Source organism: Pseudomonas sp. St316, from assembly GCF_018325905.1.
Taxonomy (GTDB): Bacteria; Pseudomonadota; Gammaproteobacteria; order Pseudomonadales; family Pseudomonadaceae; genus Aquipseudomonas.
In genome coordinates this window covers 5,930,417-5,949,608 of record NZ_AP021901.1, presented here as the reverse complement: position 1 = coordinate 5,949,608, position 19,192 = coordinate 5,930,417, and the positions used below count along the sequence as shown (strand labels likewise).

Below are 19,192 nucleotides of genomic sequence, written 5' to 3'. Positions count from 1 at the left end.
GTGGGAGCAAGGCTTGCCCGCGATGCTTTTAGAAACTCATGTCCACCTTGGTCCAGAGCGTGCGCCCCGGTTCGTTGATGGCCTGCGGGTCGCTCGCCGGGTAGCCGAACCCGGCGTTGCCGGCCAGGTTCAAGTGCTCGGCGTAGGCTTTGCCAAACAGGTTGTCGACGCCGCTGCTGACCTTCCAGTGCTTGTTGATGCGATAAGCGCCATTGAGCGAGAAGACCCCGAAGCCCGAGCTTTTGCCGTAGTCCTTGCCCACCACGTTGCCGCGGTTTTCGTCGACACGATTCTGTGCCGCGACCACGCGCCACAAGGCGCCGGCGCTCCAGCGGTCCTCGCTGTAGGTCAGGCCCAGGCGTGCATCCAGGGGGGGCATCTGCGCCAGGGCGCTGCCGTCGCTGCTGTTCTTGCCCCAGGCGTAGGCCAAGGTGGCGTCGGCCTTCCAGTGCTCGGTCAGCTGGTAGGCCGCACCGAGTTCACCGCCCATGATCCGCGCGTCGATGTTCTCGGCCCGGGAGGTGGTGCCCATCATGCCGGGGGTGTAATCGAACAGGATGTAGTCGCGCACCTGCCCGACATAACCCGACGCCCAGGCTTCGAGGGTTTCGCTCTTGTACTGCAGGCCGAAGTCGAGCTGGGTGGTTTTCTCCGGCTTGATCGCGTCGAAGGCATTGAGCGAGCCGCTGGGGCCGACGTTCGCCGAGAACAGCTCCCAGTAGTCCGGGAAGCGTTGCGCATGACCCACGCCGGCATAGAGGGTGGTGGGGCTGTCGTCCAGGTCGTGTTCGTAGCGGACGAAACCGCTGGGCAGCGTGTCGGCACGGGTGTCATCGGCGGTAGGGTTGGGCCGGGCCGACATGCCGGAACCGATGCTCTGGCGGTAGTCCTTGGCCGAGGCACGGTCGAGCCGGGCGCCGGTGATCACCCTGTCGCGGTCGGCGGCGTACCAGGTCAACTCGCTGAACACGCCGTAATTGTGGAAGTCGGCGTCCTTGGTGTAGGGCAGGTCCTTGTAAGTATCCACGCCCATGGCGCTGCGTTGGCGATGCTCGTTGGTCTGCGCGTCCAGGCCGCCGATCAACTGCACGTCGGCCCAGCGCCAAGTGGCCTTGACGCGGGCGCCGAGGGTACGGCGGTCGACGTTGGAGGCCATGGGCCCAGCCATCATCCCGGTGCCGGACGGCGTGCGCAGCGTGTAGTTGTCCATCACGTGGTCGGCGTAGTTGTAGTAGACCTGGGCCTCGACCTTGTCCAGCACCTCGCCGATGTTCGAGCGCTCGAAACGCAGCCCGAGGCTTTCGCGCTTGAACTGCGAGCCGTCCATGCCACGCCCGGCGTATCGCGCTTCACCGTCGCCCTTGCCGGCCGTCAGCTCCAGCAGGGTATCGGCGTCCGGCGTCCAGCCGAGGGTGATGTCGCCATTCCACTTGTCATAGCGCGACGGCACGCTGTCGTTATTGCCGTCGCGGTAATCGTCCGAATGCGCGGTGTTGCCGATCACCCGTACATACCCCAGCGACCCACCGGCGGCGGCATCCACCACTTTGTCGAAACGACCGTTGGAACCGGCCAGCACACTGGCGTTGACCCGGGTGCCCAGCTCGCCGAACTGTTCCGGCTCGCGCTCGAACAGCACGGTCCCGGCCGATGCGCCGGGGCCCCAGAGCACGGTTTGCGGGCCTTTGATGACGGTGAGCTTGTCGTAGGTTTCCGGCGAGATGTAGGAGGTCGGCGCATCCATCCGGCCTGGGCAAGCACCCAACAGCATGCTGCCGTTGGTGAGGATGTTCAGCCGTGAGCCGAACATGCCGCGCAACACCGGGTCGCCGTTGGTGCCACCGTTGCGTACCAGGGCGAAGCCAGGGATGGTCTTGAGGTAGTCGCCGCCGTCACTGGCCGGCACCGGTTGACGCGGGTCCTTGGGGTTGGTGACGACGGTCAGGGGCGAACTGGGGGCGATGGCGGTGATGACCGTCGGGCTCAGTTCTTCGACCTGATGGTCGTGATGGTCGTGCTCATCGGCGAGTACGAGTGGGGTGAGCAGCAGTCCGCACAGGGCGGCAACGGTTTGGCGTAAACGAACCCGTGGCTCGTTCAGGGAGCAGCGAGCCTGGGCAGCGCCCAAAGCGATGTCAGCAGAAAACCTGGACATGATGATTCCATCGAACAGACGTAGACGACACGGTCGGGCAGCCTGAAGCTGTCTTGTGCGACCGGGGTGAGGTAAGTGTCGGGCTTACGCGTCGAGGGGCGGTGCGCGGGTGCGGGCACCGGGGAAAAACGCTGGCCGGGCATGGCCCAGGCGTGGGGAGGGGCTGGTGTAGGTGTTGGTGTGAGGTGTGTCGAAGACCGCGAACGTGTGACCGCCAGGCAGCGCGGGGCAATTGAACAGCAGGCTGCAATAACCGCATTTTTCCCAAAGCGCATGATGCTCGCCCTGGGGCGGGCAATGTTTGGCTGCCGGCGCTTCGTGCGCCGTCATGTCCATGCTCATCTCCATGCTCATGGACACAGGCATGGACATGCGCTGATCCATCGGCATCGACTGGGAAATCAGCGGACCGATAAAGATCATCAGCATGGCGAACAGGCTGATCCAGCTGCCGCGTGTCAGGCTCATGGGCTGACGGCGGGGCATGGACGGCCTGGTGCGAAGCGGTTGCACGGACGGCTACGTCTACTGGGCGTGCATGTGCGTGTTGGTGCCGTCAGGGGCTTTTTTCTGCACCGCGACGTCGACCGTGACATCCCCCGCTTTTTCAAAATGCAGGGTCATGGCAAAGCGTTTGCCATCGCTGAGCAGGCTGCGGTCCTTCAGGTCCAGCAGCATCACGTGATACGCCATCGGCGCGAAGGTGACGGTCGCACCGGGGGCGATATCAACGACGGGCACCGGCTGCATTTTCATCAGGTCGTTTTGCATCACGTGCTCATGGAGTTCGGCCTTGCCGGCAATCGGCGAGTCGACGCTGAGCAGTTTGTCGGCGGTGGTGCCGCCGTTGTGAATCACGAAATACGCGGCCACGGTCGGTGCGTTGGGCGGCAGCTCCTGGGACCACGGATGGGCGATTTCAAGCTCGCCCACCTTGTACTGGTGAGCTTGGGCGAAGCCTGTGGGAAGCAATAGGGCAGCCAGCAGGATAAGTCTGTTCAACATGGCAATTCTCCGGAACGATTCAAGGCGCAGTTTTATGCGGGAAGAATCAAGCCAGAGGCGAAGCGCGGGGATTGAGGCTGGGCCATTGCTGGCGTGGCGTGGGGCTGTCGAGCGTTGAATGGACGGCACCGCGATGGGCCAACTGTGCATCCAGATACAACTGCGGGACATGCCCGGCGAGCGCCACCAACGGCGCTGAACCTGAGCAGCACCAGCAATGCTGCATCGTCGAGTGATTGTCTTTTTGCGGTGTGTCTTGTTCGAGTTTGCCCAAGGAAATCGCCAGCATCTTCGTGCCGCTGGCGGAACAGAAACTGCCCCACAACACCTGGTCGGCCGGCGACTGGGCCTGCGCATTCGCCATCGCGCCAACGCTGCCGGAAAGCGGCATGGCAAGCATGTTGAACAGCACTGCGAAGCAGGCGATCCAGGCAAATGCAAGCCGTTGTCGGGACATGTGGCAATCCGCTCGATGGGCGATCAGGTGGCGGTATTTAGCCTGATCGGGGGTGAGAAGTAAAAAAGCCATGTGCGGTGTAGGGTCGCAGGGCTGGTGTTAACAGTAGCAACAGATCGTCGAGTGAGTGTTGTTGTCGCGGGGAAGCTTACCCTCGCTGTGCGACGAAGCGGTCCTCAATCCTGATACAGCGTTTGACAGGGAGTCGCATCTGTTGTTTTTGGCGTGGCAACAGAACAGGCAGTCAGGCCAACTGCCGTAGCCCCTGCAACACCTCATCCACCGTCCCAAACCCCCGATCCACCCCCGGCAACACTGGCCGTTTCAACACCAACACCGGCACCCCTCGCTCCCGCGCTACCTCCAGCTTGGGCTCGGTAGCCGTGCTGCCACTGTTCTTGCTGACCAGCACATCGATCCGTCGCCGTTCGAACAGTTCACGCTCGCTTTCGATGTGAAACGGCCCACGGGCACCTATCACTTCGCAGCGTTCATTGCCGGGATAAACATCCAACGCACGCAGGGTCCAGAATTGCCCTGGCGGAATTTCGTGCAGGTGTTGCAGCGGTTCGCGACCGAGGGTGAACAGGGGACGGTGGAAGGGTTTCAGGGCTTGGATCAGTTCGGCCCAGTCGGCCACTTCACGCCAGTCATCGCCGGGCCGGGGTTGCCAGACCGGGCGGCGCAGGGCCCAACAGGAGATGCCGCAGGCGCGTGCGGCCTGGGCGGCGTTATGGCTGATCTGGGCGGCGTAGGGGTGGGTGGCGTCCAGCAACAGGTCGATGCCCTCGGCGCGGATGAAGTGCGCCAACCCTTCGACGCCGCCGTAGCCGCCGACCCGTACTTCGCAGGTCAGGTCGGTGGGGATGCGGCCGATGCCCGCCAGGCTGTAGATGTGCTGTGGCCCGAGGGTGCGGGCGATAGCCAGGGCTTCGGTGACGCCGCCCAGCAGCAGGATGCGTTTCATTGAAAGGCTCCGGCGTGACCGACGATCCCGCCCTGGCGGTCGATGGCGAAGACTTCGACCTGGACCCCGGCCGGTACCACACTGCGGGCGAAGGCCAGCGCATGTTCACACACCGCGTCGCCGAGGGCGATGCCGGTGGCGCTGGCCATTGCCAGGGCTTGCTGGCTGGTGTTGGCCGCGCGGATACCTTGCTGCAACGCCTCATCGGCACCGATGGCGGCGGCCCACTCGGCCAGTTGTGGCAGGTCGATGCTCGAATGACGGCTGTGCAGGTCCATGTGGCCGGCGGCGAGTTTGCTGATTTTGCCAAAGCCGCCGCAGAGGCTGAGTTTTTCCACCGGCACCTTGCGCACATGCTTGAGCACGGCGCCGACGAAGTCGCCCATTTCGATCAGGGCGATTTCCGGCAGGTTGTAGACCCGGCGCATGGTGTCTTCGCTGGCGTTGCCGGTGCAGGCGGCAATGTGCAGGTAGCCGTTGGTTTTCGCCACGTCGATGCCCTGGTGGATCGAGGCGATGTAGGCCGCGCAGGAGAACGGCCGGACGATGCCGCTGGTGCCGAGGATCGACAAGCCGCCGAGGATACCCAGCCGTGGGTTCATGGTTTTCAGCGCCAGGGCTTCGCCGCCCTCGACATTGACCGTGACTTCGAAACCGCCGGCGTAATTGCTTTCCTCGGCCAGCCGACCCAGGTGGTCGTTGATCATTTTGCGCGGCACCGGGTTGATCGCCGGTTCTCCGACGTTCAGTACCAACCCTGGTCGCGTCACCGTGCCGACGCCGCGACCCGCGACGAAACGTACACCGGGCTCGGCGATCAAGCGCACCTGGGAAAACAACAGCGCGCCGTGGGTCACGTCCGGGTCATCGCCCGCGTCCTTGATCGTCCCGGCTTCGGCGCCCTGTTCGGTCAGTCGGCAGAACTCCAGGCGCATCTGCACCTGCTTGCCCTTGGGCAGTACGATTTCCACGGCATCGGCTTCGGTGCCGCGCAGCAGTAATCGCGCGGCCGCCAGGCTGGTGGCCGTGGCGCAACTGCCGGTGGTCAGGCCGCTGCGCAAGGGGGCGGGTTGTTCGGCGGTTTCGTCACGCATCGAGAGATTTCGTCAGGTCCAGCAAGGTGATCGGCAAGGCCTGGCGCCAGGTGTCGAACTCGCCCAATGGCTGGGCCTGGGCGATGTGGATGCGGGTCAGTTCACCGCCGTGACGTTCGCGCCAGTGCATCAGGGTCGTTTCGCTTTGCAGGGTCACGGCGTTGGCGACGAGCCGACCGCCGGGTTTGAGTTGGGCCCAGCAGGCGTCGAGCACGCCTTCACGGGTGACGCCGCCACCGATGAACACCGCGTCCGGTCGCTCCAGGTTTTCCAGCGCCTGGGGGGCTTTGCCGCGAATCAGTTGCAGGCCGGGCACGCCGAGGGTGTCGCGGTTGCGTTCGATCAAGCCTTGGCGGCCTTCGTCGGCTTCAATGGCCAGGGCCCGGCAACTGGGGTGGGCACGCATCCATTCGATGCCGATGGAACCGCTGCCGGCGCCGACATCCCAGAGCAGTTCGCCGGGCGTCGGGGCGAGGCGGGCGAGGGTGATGGCGCGCACGTCGCGTTTGGTCAACTGGCCGTCATGCTCGAAGGCGGTGTCCGGCAAACCGGCCAGGCGTGACAGGCGTTGTGTCGACGGTTCGGCCCGGCATTCGAGGGCGATCAGGTTCAGGTCGGCGACGGTGTCATCGGACCATTGCGCGGCGCAACCGTCGATCCGTCGTTCCGCCGCACCGCCCAAATGCTCCAGCACGGTCAGGGTGCTCGGGCCGAATCCCCGCTCGCGCAACAACGTCGCCACGGCGGCGGGACTGTGGCGATCGTTGCTCAGCAGCAACAGTCTGACGCCTGTGGATAAATGCCCATTGAGCACCGCCAGGGGCCGCGCCACCAACGACAGCGTGACCACCTCTTGCAACGGCCAGCCCATGCGCGCCGCGGCCAGAGAGCAGGAGGAGGGCGCGGGGATGATCAGCATCTGATCACTTGGCACCTGTTTCGCCAGGCTGGCGCCCACGCCGTAGAACATCGGATCGCCGCTGGCCAGCACACACACCGGTTCACCCCGGCGCGCCAGCAGCGGCTCCAGGGAGAACGGGCTGGGCCACAGCGCTCGTTCGCCACGGATACACAGCGGAAGCAGCGCCAGTTGCCGGTCGCTGCCGACAATGCGTGACGCCCGCAACAAGGCATGGCGAGCCGTTCGGCCCAGGCCCTTGAAGCCGTCTTCACCGATGCCCACTATGGTCAGCCAGGGGGTCATCTCTGTTCCTCGAATAATTGGGTTGATCGACAGGCGTGTTGCCGCCGCGAACCGGGCCGCCATCATACCGCGCCCCGGCGGATCAGGCGCCTGGCGCAACATCATCTTCACCGTCAGATCGCTATCGCGAGCAAGCTCGCTCCCACAGGGGATTTGGGGTGAACACAGAATCTCCCACAGGGATTTGGGGTGAACACAGAATCTTCCACAGGGATTTGGGGTGAACACAGAATCTCCCACAGGGGATTTGGGGTGAACACAGAATCTCCCACAGGGGATTTGGGGATGGACACAGAATCTCTCACAGGGGATTTGGGGTGGACACAGAATCCGCGCACAACCTGATCAAAACTGTGGGAGCGAGCTTGCTCGCGATGGCGGCATAACAGACAACCTCATTGGATCAGGCAGCCCGCGTTCTTGAGCCCTCTCGCTTCAATCCGACCGGCAAGCTTTTCATGACCCCCGGCAAAGCAGGCATAATGGCGGTCCTTCGCCGATGCGGCGTGTCTTATTTGTCGGTTTTCCCTTGAACGAACATCCATCCTCCAACGTCGTACGCCCCTCCGGTTGCCCGGGGTTGCTGCGTGTCGTCCAAGCGCTGGACGGTGGGATCTGTCGGATCAAGCTCGATGGCGGTGCCATCCAGGCGGATCAGGCCGACGTCGTGGCGTCGGTGGCCGAGCGGTTTGCCGGGGGCGTGATCGAGGCGACCAACCGGGCCAACCTGCAAATTCGTGGGATCGGTCCCGGGCACGACGCGCTGATCCAGCCATTGCTGGCCGCCGGGCTTGGCCCGCGCAAGGCGGCCGGCGATGACGTGCGCAACCTGATGCTCAGCCCTTCGGCCGGGATCGACCGGCAGATGCTGTTCGACACCCGCCCGTTGGCGGCCCAGATCCTCTTCACCCTGCAAACCCATGAACGCTTCCCTGAGTTGTCGGCCAAGTTCGCCGTGCAGTTGGACGGTGGGGAAGCGTTGGCGATGCTCGAACATCACCACGACCTGTGGTTGTCGGCCCTGGTCCGTGATGGCGAGCCTTGGCTGGCCTTCGGCTTGGCCGGTTCCCCATTGGATAAACCGGCGGGCAGGGTGCCCCTGGCCCAGGGGCATGCCTTGATGGTGGCGGTGCTGGAGCTGTTTCTCGACTTGGCCCGCCCGGACCAGATCCGCATGCGTCACTTGCTGGCTGAAATCCCCACCGATGAATTCATGACCCGATTGGCCCGCCGCGTGTCGCTGCAAACTTGCCTGGATTGGCAACGGGACGGGTCTATCGACGGACTGCATATCGGTATTCATCCCCAGCACGACGACCGTTTCTACGTCGGTGCCGCAGCGCCCCTTGGCCGGCTCGATGCGGTCATGCTGCGGGGGGCGGCGCAGTTGGCGCGGGAGAAGGGCGACGGCAGCCTTCGCTTCACACCTTGGCAAAGCCTGCTGCTGCCCAACGTGCGCCGCGAGGACGCCGACGAAGTGCTGGCGCGACTTGAGGGGTTGGGCCTGTTGTGCTCGGTCGATCAGCCCCTGGCACAGCTCATCGCCTGCACCGGCTCCAGTGGCTGCGGTAAAGCCCTGGCCGACACCAAGGCCGACGCCCGCCAACTGGCCGAGCTGCTGCAACGCCAAGGCCATGCCCTGAAGATTCATCTGTCGGGCTGTCCGCGTTCCTGCGCGGCGGCCCATATCGCGCCCGTCACCTTGCTGGCGGTCGCCCCCGGTCGTTATGACCTGTACTTTCGCGATGCCACGCTGCCGGGTTTCGGCGCGTTGCAGGCACACAATCTGACTATTGAAGCGCTCGGCCACTGGCTTGACGCTCGCCCCCGGAGCCCCCTTGATGCTTGATTACATCCGCGACGGTCAGGAGATCTATCGCAACTCCTTCGCGATCATCCGCGCCGAAGCCAACCTGGCGCGCATTCCGGCCGACCTGGAAAAACTCGCGGTGCGGGTGATCCACGCCTGCGGCATGGTCGAGGCCATCGATGGCTTGCAGTTTTCCGAGGGCGCGGGCACGGCCGGGCGCCAGGCACTGGCCGCCGGCGCACCGATCCTGTGCGATGCGCGGATGGTGTCCGAGGGCGTGACCCGGGCGCGCCTGCCGGCCAACAATCCGGTGATCTGCACCTTGCGCGACGAGCGCGTGCCGGCGTTGGCCCTGGAGCTGGGCAACACCCGTTCGGCGGCGGCGCTGGAGTTGTGGCGTGCGCACCTGGAAGGCAGCGTCGTGGTCATCGGCAACGCACCGACCGCGCTGTTCTATCTCTTGGAAATGCTTGATGCCGGCGCGCCGAAACCGGCACTGATCCTCGGTTTTCCGGTGGGCTTCGTCGGTGCCGCCGAGTCCAAGGCGATGCTGGCGGCCAACAGCCGCGGCGTGCCGTTCGTGATCATGCAGGGCCGCCTGGGCGGCAGCGCCATGGCCGCCGCTGCCGTCAACGCCCTCGCTACGGAGATTGAATGATGCAGCAGTCTGGACGTCTGATCGGTCTCGGCGTGGGCCCCGGTGACCCGGAACTGATTACGGTCAAGGCCCTGCGCCTGCTGCGCGAATCGCCTGTGGTGGCGTACTTCGTCGCCAAGGGCAAGAAGGGCAACGCCTTCGGCATCATCGAGGCGCATTTGCAGGACGCGCAGACGTTGCTGCCACTGGTCTACCCGGTCACCACCGAAGCGCTGCCGGCGCCGCTGTCCTACGAAGAGGTGATCGCCGACTTCTACGACACGGCCGCCGAACAGTTGGCCGTGCACCTGGATGCCGGTCGCGACGTGGCCGTGATCTGCGAGGGCGACCCGTTCTTCTACGGCTCCTACATGTACCTGCACGATCGCCTGGCCGAGCGTTATGAGGCCCAAGTCATTCCCGGTGTGTGCTCGATGCTCGGCGGCGCCTCGGTGCTCGGTGCGCCGCTGGTCTATCGCAACCAGAGCCTGTCGGTGCTCTCCGGCGTCTTGCCCCACGACGATCTCAAGCGGCGCCTGGCCGATGCCGATGCGGCGGTGATCATGAAGCTGGGGCGCAATTTTCCCAAGGTTCGCCAAGTGCTTCAGGAGCTGGGCATGGACGGGCGAGCGCTGTACGTCGAGCGAGCGACCATGGCCAACCAGAAAATCGTGCCGTTGGATGAAGTCGAGCCGATGTCGTCGCCGTACTTCTCGCTGATCATCGTGCCGGGCGAACGGTGGCAGGGTTGATGACTTCCAGCGCTCCGGCCATCGTCATCCTCGGCCCGGGCAGCCTTGCCACGGCCCGACGGATTCAGCAGCTCTATCCCGAAGCCGTGATCCACGGCCTGGCCGGGCGGGTCGAGGACACGGACCGTCAGTACCTCGAGTTCGGTGCGACCTTGCGCGAGCTCTATCAACACGGTTCGCCGATCATCGCCCTGTGCGCGGCCGGCATCGTCATCCGCACCCTGGCGCCACTGCTGCTGGAAAAAGGCGTCGAGCCGCCGGTGCTGGCGGTGGCCGAGGATGGCAGCGCGGTGGTGCCGCTGCTCGGTGGCCTGGGTGGCGTCAACGTCATGGCCCGTGACATTGCGGCGGCGTTGCAAGTCGCCCCCGCGATCACCACCAGCGGCGAATTGCGTTTTGGCACTTGCCTGCTCAATCCACCGAGCGGCTACAGCCTCGGCGACCTTGAGCAGGGCAAGCGCTTTGTGTCCGACCTGCTGGCCGGCGAATCGGTGCGCATCGACGGTTCCGCGCCGTGGCTGGATCAGGCGCAGTTGCCCGAGGATGAACAGGCGCGGCTGGCGATCCGTATCGACAGTGCGGCGGGAACACCAGCGGCGGATGAGCTGCGTATTTATCCGCGCAATGTGCTGGTGGCGTTGAGTGCAGGGGCGTCGCCGGACATCGGCGCGCTACTGGAACAGGCTGACCTCGCGGTGCAGTCGCTGGCGTGCCTGTTGGCGGCGGACAGCGACATGGCCCGTGCCGAGTTGCACGAAACGGCTTCGGCGCTAGGGGTGCCGCTGCGTTTTGCTGCGGCCACTAGCAACCTCGAAACGTGGCTGAGCGACGCCCTCGGTCAACCCGCATCGCTACAGGTCATGGGTAGTCATGCTATCGCCGTGACCGAGCAGCCCCTCGATCCGCAGCAGATCGGTCGTGCGCGCGGGCGCCTGGCGGTGATCGGCCTGGGCCCGGGCGCTGCCGAGTTGATGGTGCCGGCGGTGCGCGCCGAACTCGACCGTGCCAACGATGTGCTCGGTTATGAAACCTACGTGCGCATGGCCGGGCCCTTCCGGCCTGATCAGGTGCAGCATTGCACCGACAACCGCGAAGAAATGCAGCGGGCTCGCCATGCTTTCGAACTGGCGGCCCAGGGTCGCTCCGTGGTGGTGGTGTCGTCCGGCGACCCGGGCGTGTTCGCCATGGCTGCCGCGGTACTGGAAGCATTGCATGAGTCCACGGATACCCATTGGCACAACGTCGACTTGCAGGTCCTGCCGGGTGTCTCGGCCTCCCTGGCCACCGCCGCCCAGGCCGGTGCGCCATTGGGGCATGACTTCTGTGTGATGTCGCTGTCGGACAACCTCAAGCCTTGGTCGATCATCGAAAGACGCCTGGATCTCGCGGCTGAAGCCGACCTGGCCCTGGCTTTCTACAACCCGATCTCCCGGTCCCGGCCATGGCAATTGGGCCGGGCACTGGAGATCGTCGGGCAACATCGCACCGCGCAAACGCCAGTGGTGCTGGGTCGCGATATCGGTCGTCCGGGGCAGACCCTGCGTGTCACGACCCTGGGGCAGTTGACCCCGGATCAAGTGGACATGCGCACCATGGTGCTGATCGGCTCCTCCACCACGTGCGTATTTCCACGCGCCCAGGGTGGCGACTGGGTGTACACACCGCGTTGGTATGGCAACAAACCTGTTTGATCAAACCCGGTGGCCTGTTCGGGCCACCGTCACCTGAGCCCATGATGTTCTGGCCTCTGCATGGGCAAGTCTGTTCAATGACTGCTTGGATAAAAACTTCCCCGTACTGCACTTATTGTGTGGTGAAGAAACAAGCTTGAACACTGAGTGATTTGAAACTTATTGAATTCCTTGTTAGTTGAGCTGCGTGTCAATGACCGTTATGTTTCTGTCCCGCCCATTGGGAAGAACTGTTGTTTGAGTTGATTGGCATTTTTAGCCAGGTAGCCAGCCCTCAATGGCCCGGCCGCGCATGGATGCGTGAAGTTTTTCTTGTCTCTATACAATAAATGGAAGTGTTGTTTATGAGTGAATCCAAATTTTCACCGACGGATAACTACGTCGATTTTGTGGGGTTATTGAAACTCAAGGATCTTGAACAGGCATTAATTTCCTACAAGGGCTCCGAACAATATGATGCGGTGCTTCGGTATTACTTCGGTTGTATCGCCTTGTTGGATTCGCCACGCATGTTGGAACCGCTGGGGCTGCTCAAGCAGGCGGTAGGCGCCTTGCGGGGAAGTAGCCGGCCTCGTCGTGCCGCAGGTCCGTTGAATTCGGAGGGCGCCAGGGCTGCGGAACTGGTGCAGACGTATAACAAGATAGAAGGGTTCGAAACGCGTCTGCACAACAGTTTCGAACAGTTGAAACTGCCGGCCAGCGAGGTGCCGAAAATCCTGCATTTTGTCTGGCTCGGGGGCGGCGTCGGGGCGATTCAGCGTGATTACATCAATGTCTGGAAAAAGGTGATGGGCGCAGAGGGTTATCGCCTCAACCTCTGGTACGACAGCGACGCGCTGCTGGCCCATGAAACCAACCGGATCATCGTCGAAGCCGCCAAGGCCGATGCCATGCTCAATGGCGCACAGGCCAGCCGCGATGCGTTGGTGTTGGGCGACCGTTATGAAGAGCGCGCCATCGTCCTCAAGCAGCAGATGTACGCCCATATCAAGAAGGCGGTGGAAAGCGGCGCCAGCGCCGACGACGCGAGAATCGATCTGCTGGTTCGGGCCTATGGGCAGGATAAGGCACGGTTGAAGGCCTTGATGAACGCAAACCGTCTCAGCCTCATGGCCTTGGTTGGGGACGGCCTGGCACTGCGCGACGTTGCCCCCGGTGAAGCGCCGTTGCATTTGCGGGACATCTACGAACGCGAGATCTGTCTGCGCGGCATGTTGGCGGGTGGCTCCGATATCGTGCGGATCGAAGCCTTGCTCAGCGAGGGTGGCAGCTACGTCGATATCGATCACCTGCCGCCCCTGTTGGACACGCTGGGCGAGGTGGACATTCGCGGGTTCAAGACCGACGCACGCCTGGGCGTGCTGCAGTTGTTGCTTGATCGAAATCCCGAATGGATGCCTGGCCGCCAGGCCTTGCGCGGTCAATACACGGATTATTCCAGCGCGATCCCGGCCGAGCATCGCGATGCACTCGAGCGTTTCGCCAGAAGCCGACCCGAGTTGAACCGCGTTTTCTGCCCGCCAGCGCAGCGCCTGGCTCGTCCATACGAGCTGCGAGCCGTGACGGTACGAAACTCGTTGAGCAACGCCTTCCTGATGGCCCACCCAGGGGCGGCGATGCTTAACAGCGTACTCGAGCGTTTCAGGCGCAATTATGCAATCGTCGATGCCACCGCGCGCCTGGCCGACGAACACAATGTGGCCCTCACCGATGTCGAGGCCATGAGCGGCCTGGCGCGGCAGGCCGCGACGCAGGTTTTTGGTGCGTTCCATGAGTTGCCGCCGGAAGCGGAAATGGGCGCCGCTTTTCTGGTCGAGGCGGCCGCCGCTTACTACAGCGATGGCATCCGTCCCCAGAGCGAAGGCACGATCTATCTGACCGGGCCCAGCGCCATGCGTGAGGGCCTGGCGCAGTACCTGAACGCACACTTTACGCCTCGAACCGCTGAACAGTGGCGGGAGGGGGCCGCCATTGCCGCCATCGGCACCGTCAATAGCGCCACCGAGGAGGAGCTGGATCATTCCTGGAAAGAGAACCAGAGTGACACCCGGCAATGGCTCAACGATGAGATAAAACGTTGGCAAGAGGGTCAGTTCAAGGCGCGTTATGCGGGTGAGATGGCGCAGTTGCTCAAATATCGCACCCTCCAATTCGATGACGGCTGGCCGGTGGTCGAGGGGCGGTATGTGCTGTCCACCGAGCTGTTGCAACACCTGGCCGATGAGCTGGGTGAGCCGTTCAAGCAGAGCATGAATCTTAGCCATGACGGCGTGGTGACGTTCGACAAGGCCATACCGCTGGGCTTTGATGAGCGTCAGGCGATTCTCGCCCAAGGCGTCGATGTGTTGCCGCCTGCTTCGTTGGGTGACGCGAAGACGCGGCAGTTGTCCATCGCCGAGCTCCTGAAGCAATTTGCCGAAGGGCGTTTCGAAGTCGCGCAACTGAGCCCCCTGCAACGCTTGCTGCTGGGTGCCTTGACCGGTGCGAAGACCTTGGATAATCGCAGCTTCGACGCGGTTCGCCCGCAGTTGGATAACCTGGCCAACAACCTCGCTACCCATGGCACCGCTGGCCGCTACGCGACGATTGAGCAGGCGTTGTATCAGCATAAGGCCCCAGCCTTTCTGGCCGGGCTTGCCAGCGCTACCGATGATCCGCCAGGCCATGACGAAACGGCCTTGGGGCTGAAGAAAGCCGCGTTGGAACAACCTTTGACACTGCGCCAATGGGGCCGGCAGGTGGCCCGCATCCGGCAGGTGGCGCAGCTGGAATACCGTGTCCGGATCGTGGAGCGCCTCGGTACCGTCCTGGACGATTTCGAAGCTGACACGATCAAGCTGGTGCCCCAGGATCTACTGCTCCAGGGCGAAGGCGACAGGGTCGGCGGACGTTGTTATCCCCTGGCCCTGGCAATGGCGGCGGCCTTGTCGGAGGGCAAGGCGGCGGTCAACACCCTGCGCGAGCGCTTCTACCTGGGGGTTATCGAGCCGGGGGCCAGCGATTCGGCGACCTTTGTACAGTGCGTGGAGTCGTTGCGCGATGTGCAGATCGGCGATGTCGGCAGTGCGCTGGCTCGCTCGGACCTGCATGCGATCGTGGACATTCTGCAAGCCAGGACAGCCACCAGCACGCTGATGCTCAATTCCGATAATCACGCGATGCTGGTAGCCAAGACCCTGGAAGGCGAGCGCAGCACTTATCACTTCTACGATCCGAATTTTGGGCTATTCGAATTCGAGGATTCGACTCGGTTCAGGCAGGCATTGGAGCAGTTCTTCCTCCAGCAGAAGATGGCCAGTCATTACGCGGCGTATGGCGATGCGGCGCGCCCGACGTTCGACCTGATCGAACTGGACGGCGCGCGGGTGTCGCGGATGACATTGGCGGGTGCCGTCCAGGTCTCGAAACTGCTGCAGCCTGGCGCGTTGCCCGGCCACGTGCAGCGTCCTGTCCGGCAGCGGTTGATCAACGCTCGTGGGCAGTCGCTGCAGAGCAATCCGCGGCTGGGCAACTGCCTGCTGGTGCTGGATGGTCACTGGTGGGGCGAGCAGATTGAGCATGTGACGAGCGGCCTTCGGCAGACAAATCAGTTGGCCCCCCACTTTGTGCCGTTGTTCGAAACCCTGGAGGTCATGTCGAACGGATCGTACCGGATAAGCCTGATCGATCCTGCAAATCCGGAGCACCTGGTGCGGGCCGTCACGAACGACCATCGACTCTTGCGGATAAAGAACTACCTCTCGGAACGTTTTTCAGCCTTGGCCAATAGACCCTCCATAGCGAGCGATCCGACCGAGGTGGGCAGCGTCCATACCCTGAACGCCGGCTTCGCCATACAAGCGCTGATGAACGCCTTGCGGGGCCGAGAGGGGCCTGATCGGCCCCTGAGCCTGGCGGTCCGCTTGCATGCCTATGTCAATTACGCGCAGTTGGTGCATGGCAACGTGGCCGATATCGCCGGCTTGGTCGGCCTGGTTCGACAGGCACTGGCCCAGGAGAAACTGATTGCCCACACCGTTGCGCCAGTGGTCAAGGCGGCAGTGGGGAGCAGCGTGAGCGAAGCGACCGGAGGATTGCTGCAACTGGCGAATGTCGGGTTCGACATCTACCAGTTGTCGACTGCACAAAACGCCGTTGCACGTGCTCAGTTCGGTACTCAACTGGCGTTCGACTCGGCCAGCCTGATGTTGTCGGTGGGCGCCTACGCCGCCGGTGCCACCACCGCTGGAGCGTTGTTGGGCGGTGCTGCCGTGATGTTGGGCGGGTTGGCGGTGGGGGTGGCGGCGCTGGCCCAGGGCTTCGCCACCATTGCCGAAGAAGCCAAGCAAGTCGGGCTGTTTTTCGATGAAGTGGCAACCGCCCATCTCCAGCCCTATCGGTCCGATGCCAGCGGTGCTGCATGGCTGCCGCGTTCGTCGCTGATCGTGCAGACGCTGGACCTGACCCGCGCCGAGTTGATGCTGGACAGCCCCAAACTGTACCCGCTGCGCGATCATTTCGGGGTGCCCACCTTCGATGACGATTACGAGCGGGCGATTGATATCCGTCGACAGCTGAATCTGCCAGGTCGAGCTCGATTCACGCCACCGACAGGCTCGGCCATCGTCCTGCCCTGCACGCCGCAAACCTGTTACCGCTACGAGTACAAGGCATTGCCCTTCGCCAGGCTGCGCCATGACACCGGGTTCGACACGGCACGGCGCCTGGAAAAAAAGACGGCGCAGGGAGGATGGTTGTTTCTGTTTTCCTTCTACTCCTTCCCCAGTGACTACATCCTTTATCGCCTGGTCCCGGATTATCGGCCGACGGTGCTCAAGGTGTTGCTCGATGGCGTCGATCGCTCGCTGGTGGTACCCGTGCTGCCGCCGAGCTGGCACGGAAAAATCACCTATGAGATCCAGGGCGCCGGCAAGCGCTGTGCGGTGGTGCTCCATCCCGGCGTGAGCCTGACCCTGGATACGACGCGCCCGTTGAACTCGAGTTGGGTGTTGGACGCCCCTTGGGCCCAGGAGAGTGATATCCGGCTCGAGCGTTACACGAGACTGTTCATCGGTGATGTCCAGGTGACGCTCACTGGAACGGGGCGTCATGACGTGCTGCTGCGGATCGCCCAGAATCAAGTGTTCAAGGTGGAGGCGGGCAAGCTCGTGGTTGTCGAGCAGGATGTACCTGCGGGCATGGATCGGCAGGCGTTACAGGAGCACTTCAGGGCCCTTGCCAGGCAGCATCGCCTGGCAATGCCGTATACGCCGGTTCATCGTTACCTGGTGCCGTTCGAGAAGCCGGACGAGCCTCGCTACGTCACGGCCTGGTATGACGCCAAGGATGACCGTTTCCTGTTCATTCGCGACGAGTTACCGGGCGTCGATGGGGCGGTGCTGGGGGCGGTGGTAGGCGGCGCCTGCTATTTCTACGACCCACAGAATCTGATCATCTGGCAAGCCGACGCGGTCACCGGGTTGATGAGCCATCGCTATTGGTTGCGCAGCACAAGGAATGCGACCGCCATCATCCAGCGTGTCGAGGCGGATGCGCAGGGGGTGATCCATGTCGTGCAGCAGCTCACTCGCGAGGATCAGACCCGCGATGTACTGGTGTATGTGATCCACGAAGGGCAACTGCTGCTCAGTTCGGTCACACGGGATCTGGATCCGGCGTTGGAGTCCATTTTCAGCGCCAGCGAGACACTGGCCGATTGGTCTGAGGTATTGGGCAGCGATTACCCCTTTGTCCCGTCTGTTCGCAACGAGGACACCTTTGCCACCGTCAATTGGCAACCGGCCCCCTTCGTTTCGGTCTGCTGGAAGAGCGATGCGCAGTTACGGGACATGGCCTGGGTTCGCCACAAGGACGGCTTGATTATTCGTCCTGCGTCGAGACGTGGCCATCCCCGTGGCTGGGCCGACTCGATCAAGAACATGACGGACCTGACGCTGCTCCCGCTGGCGGACGACAGCGATAGGTTTGTTGTGTATGACCGGCTCGCGAAGGAGCTGTGCCGCAGGCAGCGAACCTTGGTCGCGGGCCAGGGGCAGTGGTCCAACAGGTGGTTGCAGTCCGACAGGCTGGAGAATGTGATCGCTGTCGAGAGCGGTTATGTGGCGCTGACATCCGATGGCCGGTTCTTCAACCTGACGAGCCAGGGCGACCTCGCGCTGGGCGGCGTGAACGAGGCGTGGTTCAAGGATCGGGGGCATTGGTGGCAGGCATTGGAGTCGCTGGCCCGGCGATACGCAAGCGAGCGCTTTGCCCTTATCGGTTTGCGCAACTTCAACGAAGACGCCAAGTTGTGTGCCTGGTACGTCGGCAACAGGCTGTTGCTGGCGGGACTGGGCGACGCAAAGGAAGTACGCCTGCTCGGCGCTACCCCGGATGGCGAGGCGGCGTGGTTATTCGATGTTTCGAGGGGTGACGTCTATCGTCAGGCCTTTATCGATCCGCAGAAACTGGAGGTGGCGTTTGGTCAGGGTTCACACTTGCTGCAGGCCAATGCGCTACCCAGAGCGCAGCGTGAGTGGGCGCCCTGGCAGTTTGTCGAGCTGGCGGTTGAAGGGGCAGGGTTGCGTGGCGTGACATTCGAAGGGGTGGTGGTCGCGTTACGAGACCGGGAGCCAGCCTCGATTGCCGGCGTTACCCATCAATGGCTGCTCGCTCAAGATGGCCGGGTGCAAGAGGGGCTCAGGCAGTTGACCACCCAGGCGTTTCACAGGGCACTGCTGTCGGTGGAGGAGCCCGGTAGCCTGACATGGTTCGTCGCCAAGACCGGACGTATGATCCGGGTTCCCAGGACCGCCATTGCGCAATCTTTCGAGTTGTTGGGAACCCAACGCCAGACCCAGGTATTACTGCATGAAAGCACGAATGGAAAGCTGTTGACCTTGCCGGAGGCGGGGCACGTGGGGCCACTGAGTTATGTCCAGCGCGAAGGCGAGGTGCTGGTTGTCGAGGGCCAGGACATGAAGATCGACGATCTGCTGGCGCTGATGCCGGATGATGTCACGACCCTGATCCTGCGCATGGGGCAAGGCGCGGTGAGTTACCGGCTGTCAAAAGCGGCCTGGCGGCGGGTCAAGTCTGTCATCCTCGACTGCCGGCATGCCTTGGGCAGCACGGCGACCATCCCCGGCAAATTGATCTGGGAGCTGGATGAGCCTGACCAGTTGTTGCTCAGTCGCGTCGAGGAACACCTGGTGATCATTGATCCGGACAGTGGGCACAGCGTGATTGTTCGCGAGGTGTATGCGGCCGATATCAACTTGCGTGGGGAAGCCCTGCTCAGTTTTGGCGGGAATCGACATTATCCCGTTTCGGCCCTGGTCCAGCGTTTGGACACCCAGCAGAACGTTCAGAACGGCGTCCCGCTGAAACAGTTGTCGGACGAATCGTCTGGGGTGGAAATCAATGAGGTGGGTTGATCGCG

12 protein-coding genes are annotated in these 19,192 nt (G+C 63.2%); 5 read left to right on the top strand and 7 right to left on the bottom strand.

Annotated elements, in window-relative coordinates; translation table 11 throughout:
• Window positions 1-28 precede the first annotated feature (28 nt).
• The 7 genes from KI237_RS26530 to cbiE all read right to left on the bottom strand — a co-directional run bounded on the left by KI237_RS26530 (window position 29) and on the right by cbiE (window position 6,882).
• Window positions 29-2,155, bottom strand: a complete 2,127-nt coding sequence (locus KI237_RS26530; protein ID WP_212797716.1) for a TonB-dependent copper receptor — start codon at window positions 2,153-2,155, stop codon at window positions 29-31.
• Between the two features lie 84 nt (window positions 2,156-2,239).
• Window positions 2,240-2,623 (bottom strand): DUF2946 domain-containing protein, encoded by a 384-nt coding sequence (locus tag KI237_RS26525; protein WP_212800700.1) that lies wholly within the window; start codon window positions 2,621-2,623, stop codon window positions 2,240-2,242.
• A gap of 57 nt (window positions 2,624-2,680) precedes the next feature.
• Window positions 2,681-3,160 (bottom strand): copper chaperone PCu(A)C, encoded by a 480-nt coding sequence (locus KI237_RS26520; protein WP_212797715.1) that lies wholly within the window; start codon window positions 3,158-3,160, stop codon window positions 2,681-2,683.
• 46 nt (window positions 3,161-3,206) lie between these two features.
• On the bottom strand, window positions 3,207-3,617 hold the full coding sequence (locus KI237_RS26515) for a DUF2946 domain-containing protein (RefSeq protein WP_212797714.1): 411 nt from the start codon (window positions 3,615-3,617) through the stop codon (window positions 3,207-3,209).
• Between the two features lie 244 nt (window positions 3,618-3,861).
• A complete protein-coding gene (locus tag KI237_RS26510; protein ID WP_212797713.1) occupies window positions 3,862-4,584 on the bottom strand; it encodes a cobalt-precorrin-6A reductase in 723 nt (240 codons plus the stop codon).
• The gene (locus tag KI237_RS26505) at window positions 4,581-5,678 is read right to left on the bottom strand and encodes a cobalt-precorrin-5B (C(1))-methyltransferase (protein ID WP_212797712.1); all 1,098 of its coding nucleotides are present in this window, start codon (window positions 5,676-5,678) and stop codon (window positions 4,581-4,583) included. Before KI237_RS26505 ends, KI237_RS26510 begins: the two co-directional genes overlap by 4 nt.
• Window positions 5,671-6,882 (bottom strand): precorrin-6y C5,15-methyltransferase (decarboxylating) subunit CbiE, encoded by a 1,212-nt coding sequence (gene cbiE, locus KI237_RS26500; RefSeq protein WP_212797711.1) that lies wholly within the window; start codon window positions 6,880-6,882, stop codon window positions 5,671-5,673. Before cbiE ends, KI237_RS26505 begins: the two co-directional genes overlap by 8 nt.
• Window positions 6,883-7,411: 529 nt before the next feature.
• On the opposite strand from cbiE, the gene cobG reads away from it, so the two are divergent.
• The 5 genes from cobG to KI237_RS26475 all read left to right on the top strand — a co-directional run bounded on the left by cobG (window position 7,412) and on the right by KI237_RS26475 (window position 19,187).
• Window positions 7,412-8,731 (top strand): precorrin-3B synthase, encoded by a 1,320-nt coding sequence (cobG, locus tag KI237_RS26495; protein ID WP_283246278.1) that lies wholly within the window; start codon window positions 7,412-7,414, stop codon window positions 8,729-8,731.
• Window positions 8,724-9,350: a precorrin-8X methylmutase gene (locus KI237_RS26490; protein ID WP_212797709.1), complete on the top strand. Its 627-nt coding sequence runs from the start codon at window positions 8,724-8,726 to the stop codon at window positions 9,348-9,350. The genes cobG and KI237_RS26490 overlap by 8 nt, the downstream gene beginning before the upstream one ends.
• Window positions 9,350-10,081, top strand: a complete 732-nt coding sequence (locus KI237_RS26485; RefSeq protein ID WP_212800699.1) for a precorrin-2 C(20)-methyltransferase — start codon at window positions 9,350-9,352, stop codon at window positions 10,079-10,081. Before KI237_RS26490 ends, KI237_RS26485 begins: the two co-directional genes overlap by 1 nt.
• Entirely contained in the window at window positions 10,081-11,772 is a 1,692-nt protein-coding gene (gene cobJ / locus KI237_RS26480; RefSeq protein ID WP_212797708.1) for a precorrin-3B C(17)-methyltransferase, read from the top strand. The genes KI237_RS26485 and cobJ overlap by 1 nt, the downstream gene beginning before the upstream one ends.
• Window positions 11,773-12,116: 344 nt before the next feature.
• Window positions 12,117-19,187, top strand: coding sequence for a TcdA/TcdB pore-forming domain-containing protein (locus KI237_RS26475; protein WP_212797707.1), 7,071 nt, complete (start codon window positions 12,117-12,119; stop codon window positions 19,185-19,187).
• Window positions 19,188-19,192: the final 5 nt, after the last annotated feature.

Excerpts from the sequence above, each read along its gene's own strand:
- KI237_RS26530 (WP_212797716.1), bottom strand. The coding sequence starts at position 2,155 with ATGTCCAGGTTTTCTGCTGACATCGCTTTGGGCGCTGCCCAGGCTCGC.
- KI237_RS26525 (WP_212800700.1), bottom strand. The coding sequence starts at position 2,623 with ATGAGCCTGACACGCGGCAGCTGGATCAGCCTGTTCGCCATGCTGATG.
- KI237_RS26520 (WP_212797715.1), bottom strand. The coding sequence starts at position 3,160 with ATGTTGAACAGACTTATCCTGCTGGCTGCCCTATTGCTTCCCACAGGC.
- KI237_RS26515 (WP_212797714.1), bottom strand. The coding sequence starts at position 3,617 with ATGTCCCGACAACGGCTTGCATTTGCCTGGATCGCCTGCTTCGCAGTG.
- KI237_RS26510 (WP_212797713.1), bottom strand. The coding sequence starts at position 4,584 with ATGAAACGCATCCTGCTGCTGGGCGGCGTCACCGAAGCCCTGGCTATC.
- KI237_RS26505 (WP_212797712.1), bottom strand. The coding sequence starts at position 5,678 with ATGCGTGACGAAACCGCCGAACAACCCGCCCCCTTGCGCAGCGGCCTG.
- cbiE (WP_212797711.1), bottom strand. The coding sequence starts at position 6,882 with ATGACCCCCTGGCTGACCATAGTGGGCATCGGTGAAGACGGCTTCAAG.
- KI237_RS26490 (WP_212797709.1), top strand. The coding sequence starts at position 8,724 with ATGCTTGATTACATCCGCGACGGTCAGGAGATCTATCGCAACTCCTTC.
- KI237_RS26485 (WP_212800699.1), top strand. The coding sequence starts at position 9,350 with ATGCAGCAGTCTGGACGTCTGATCGGTCTCGGCGTGGGCCCCGGTGAC.
- cobJ (WP_212797708.1), top strand. The coding sequence starts at position 10,081 with ATGACTTCCAGCGCTCCGGCCATCGTCATCCTCGGCCCGGGCAGCCTT.
- KI237_RS26475 (WP_212797707.1), top strand. The coding sequence starts at position 12,117 with ATGAGTGAATCCAAATTTTCACCGACGGATAACTACGTCGATTTTGTG.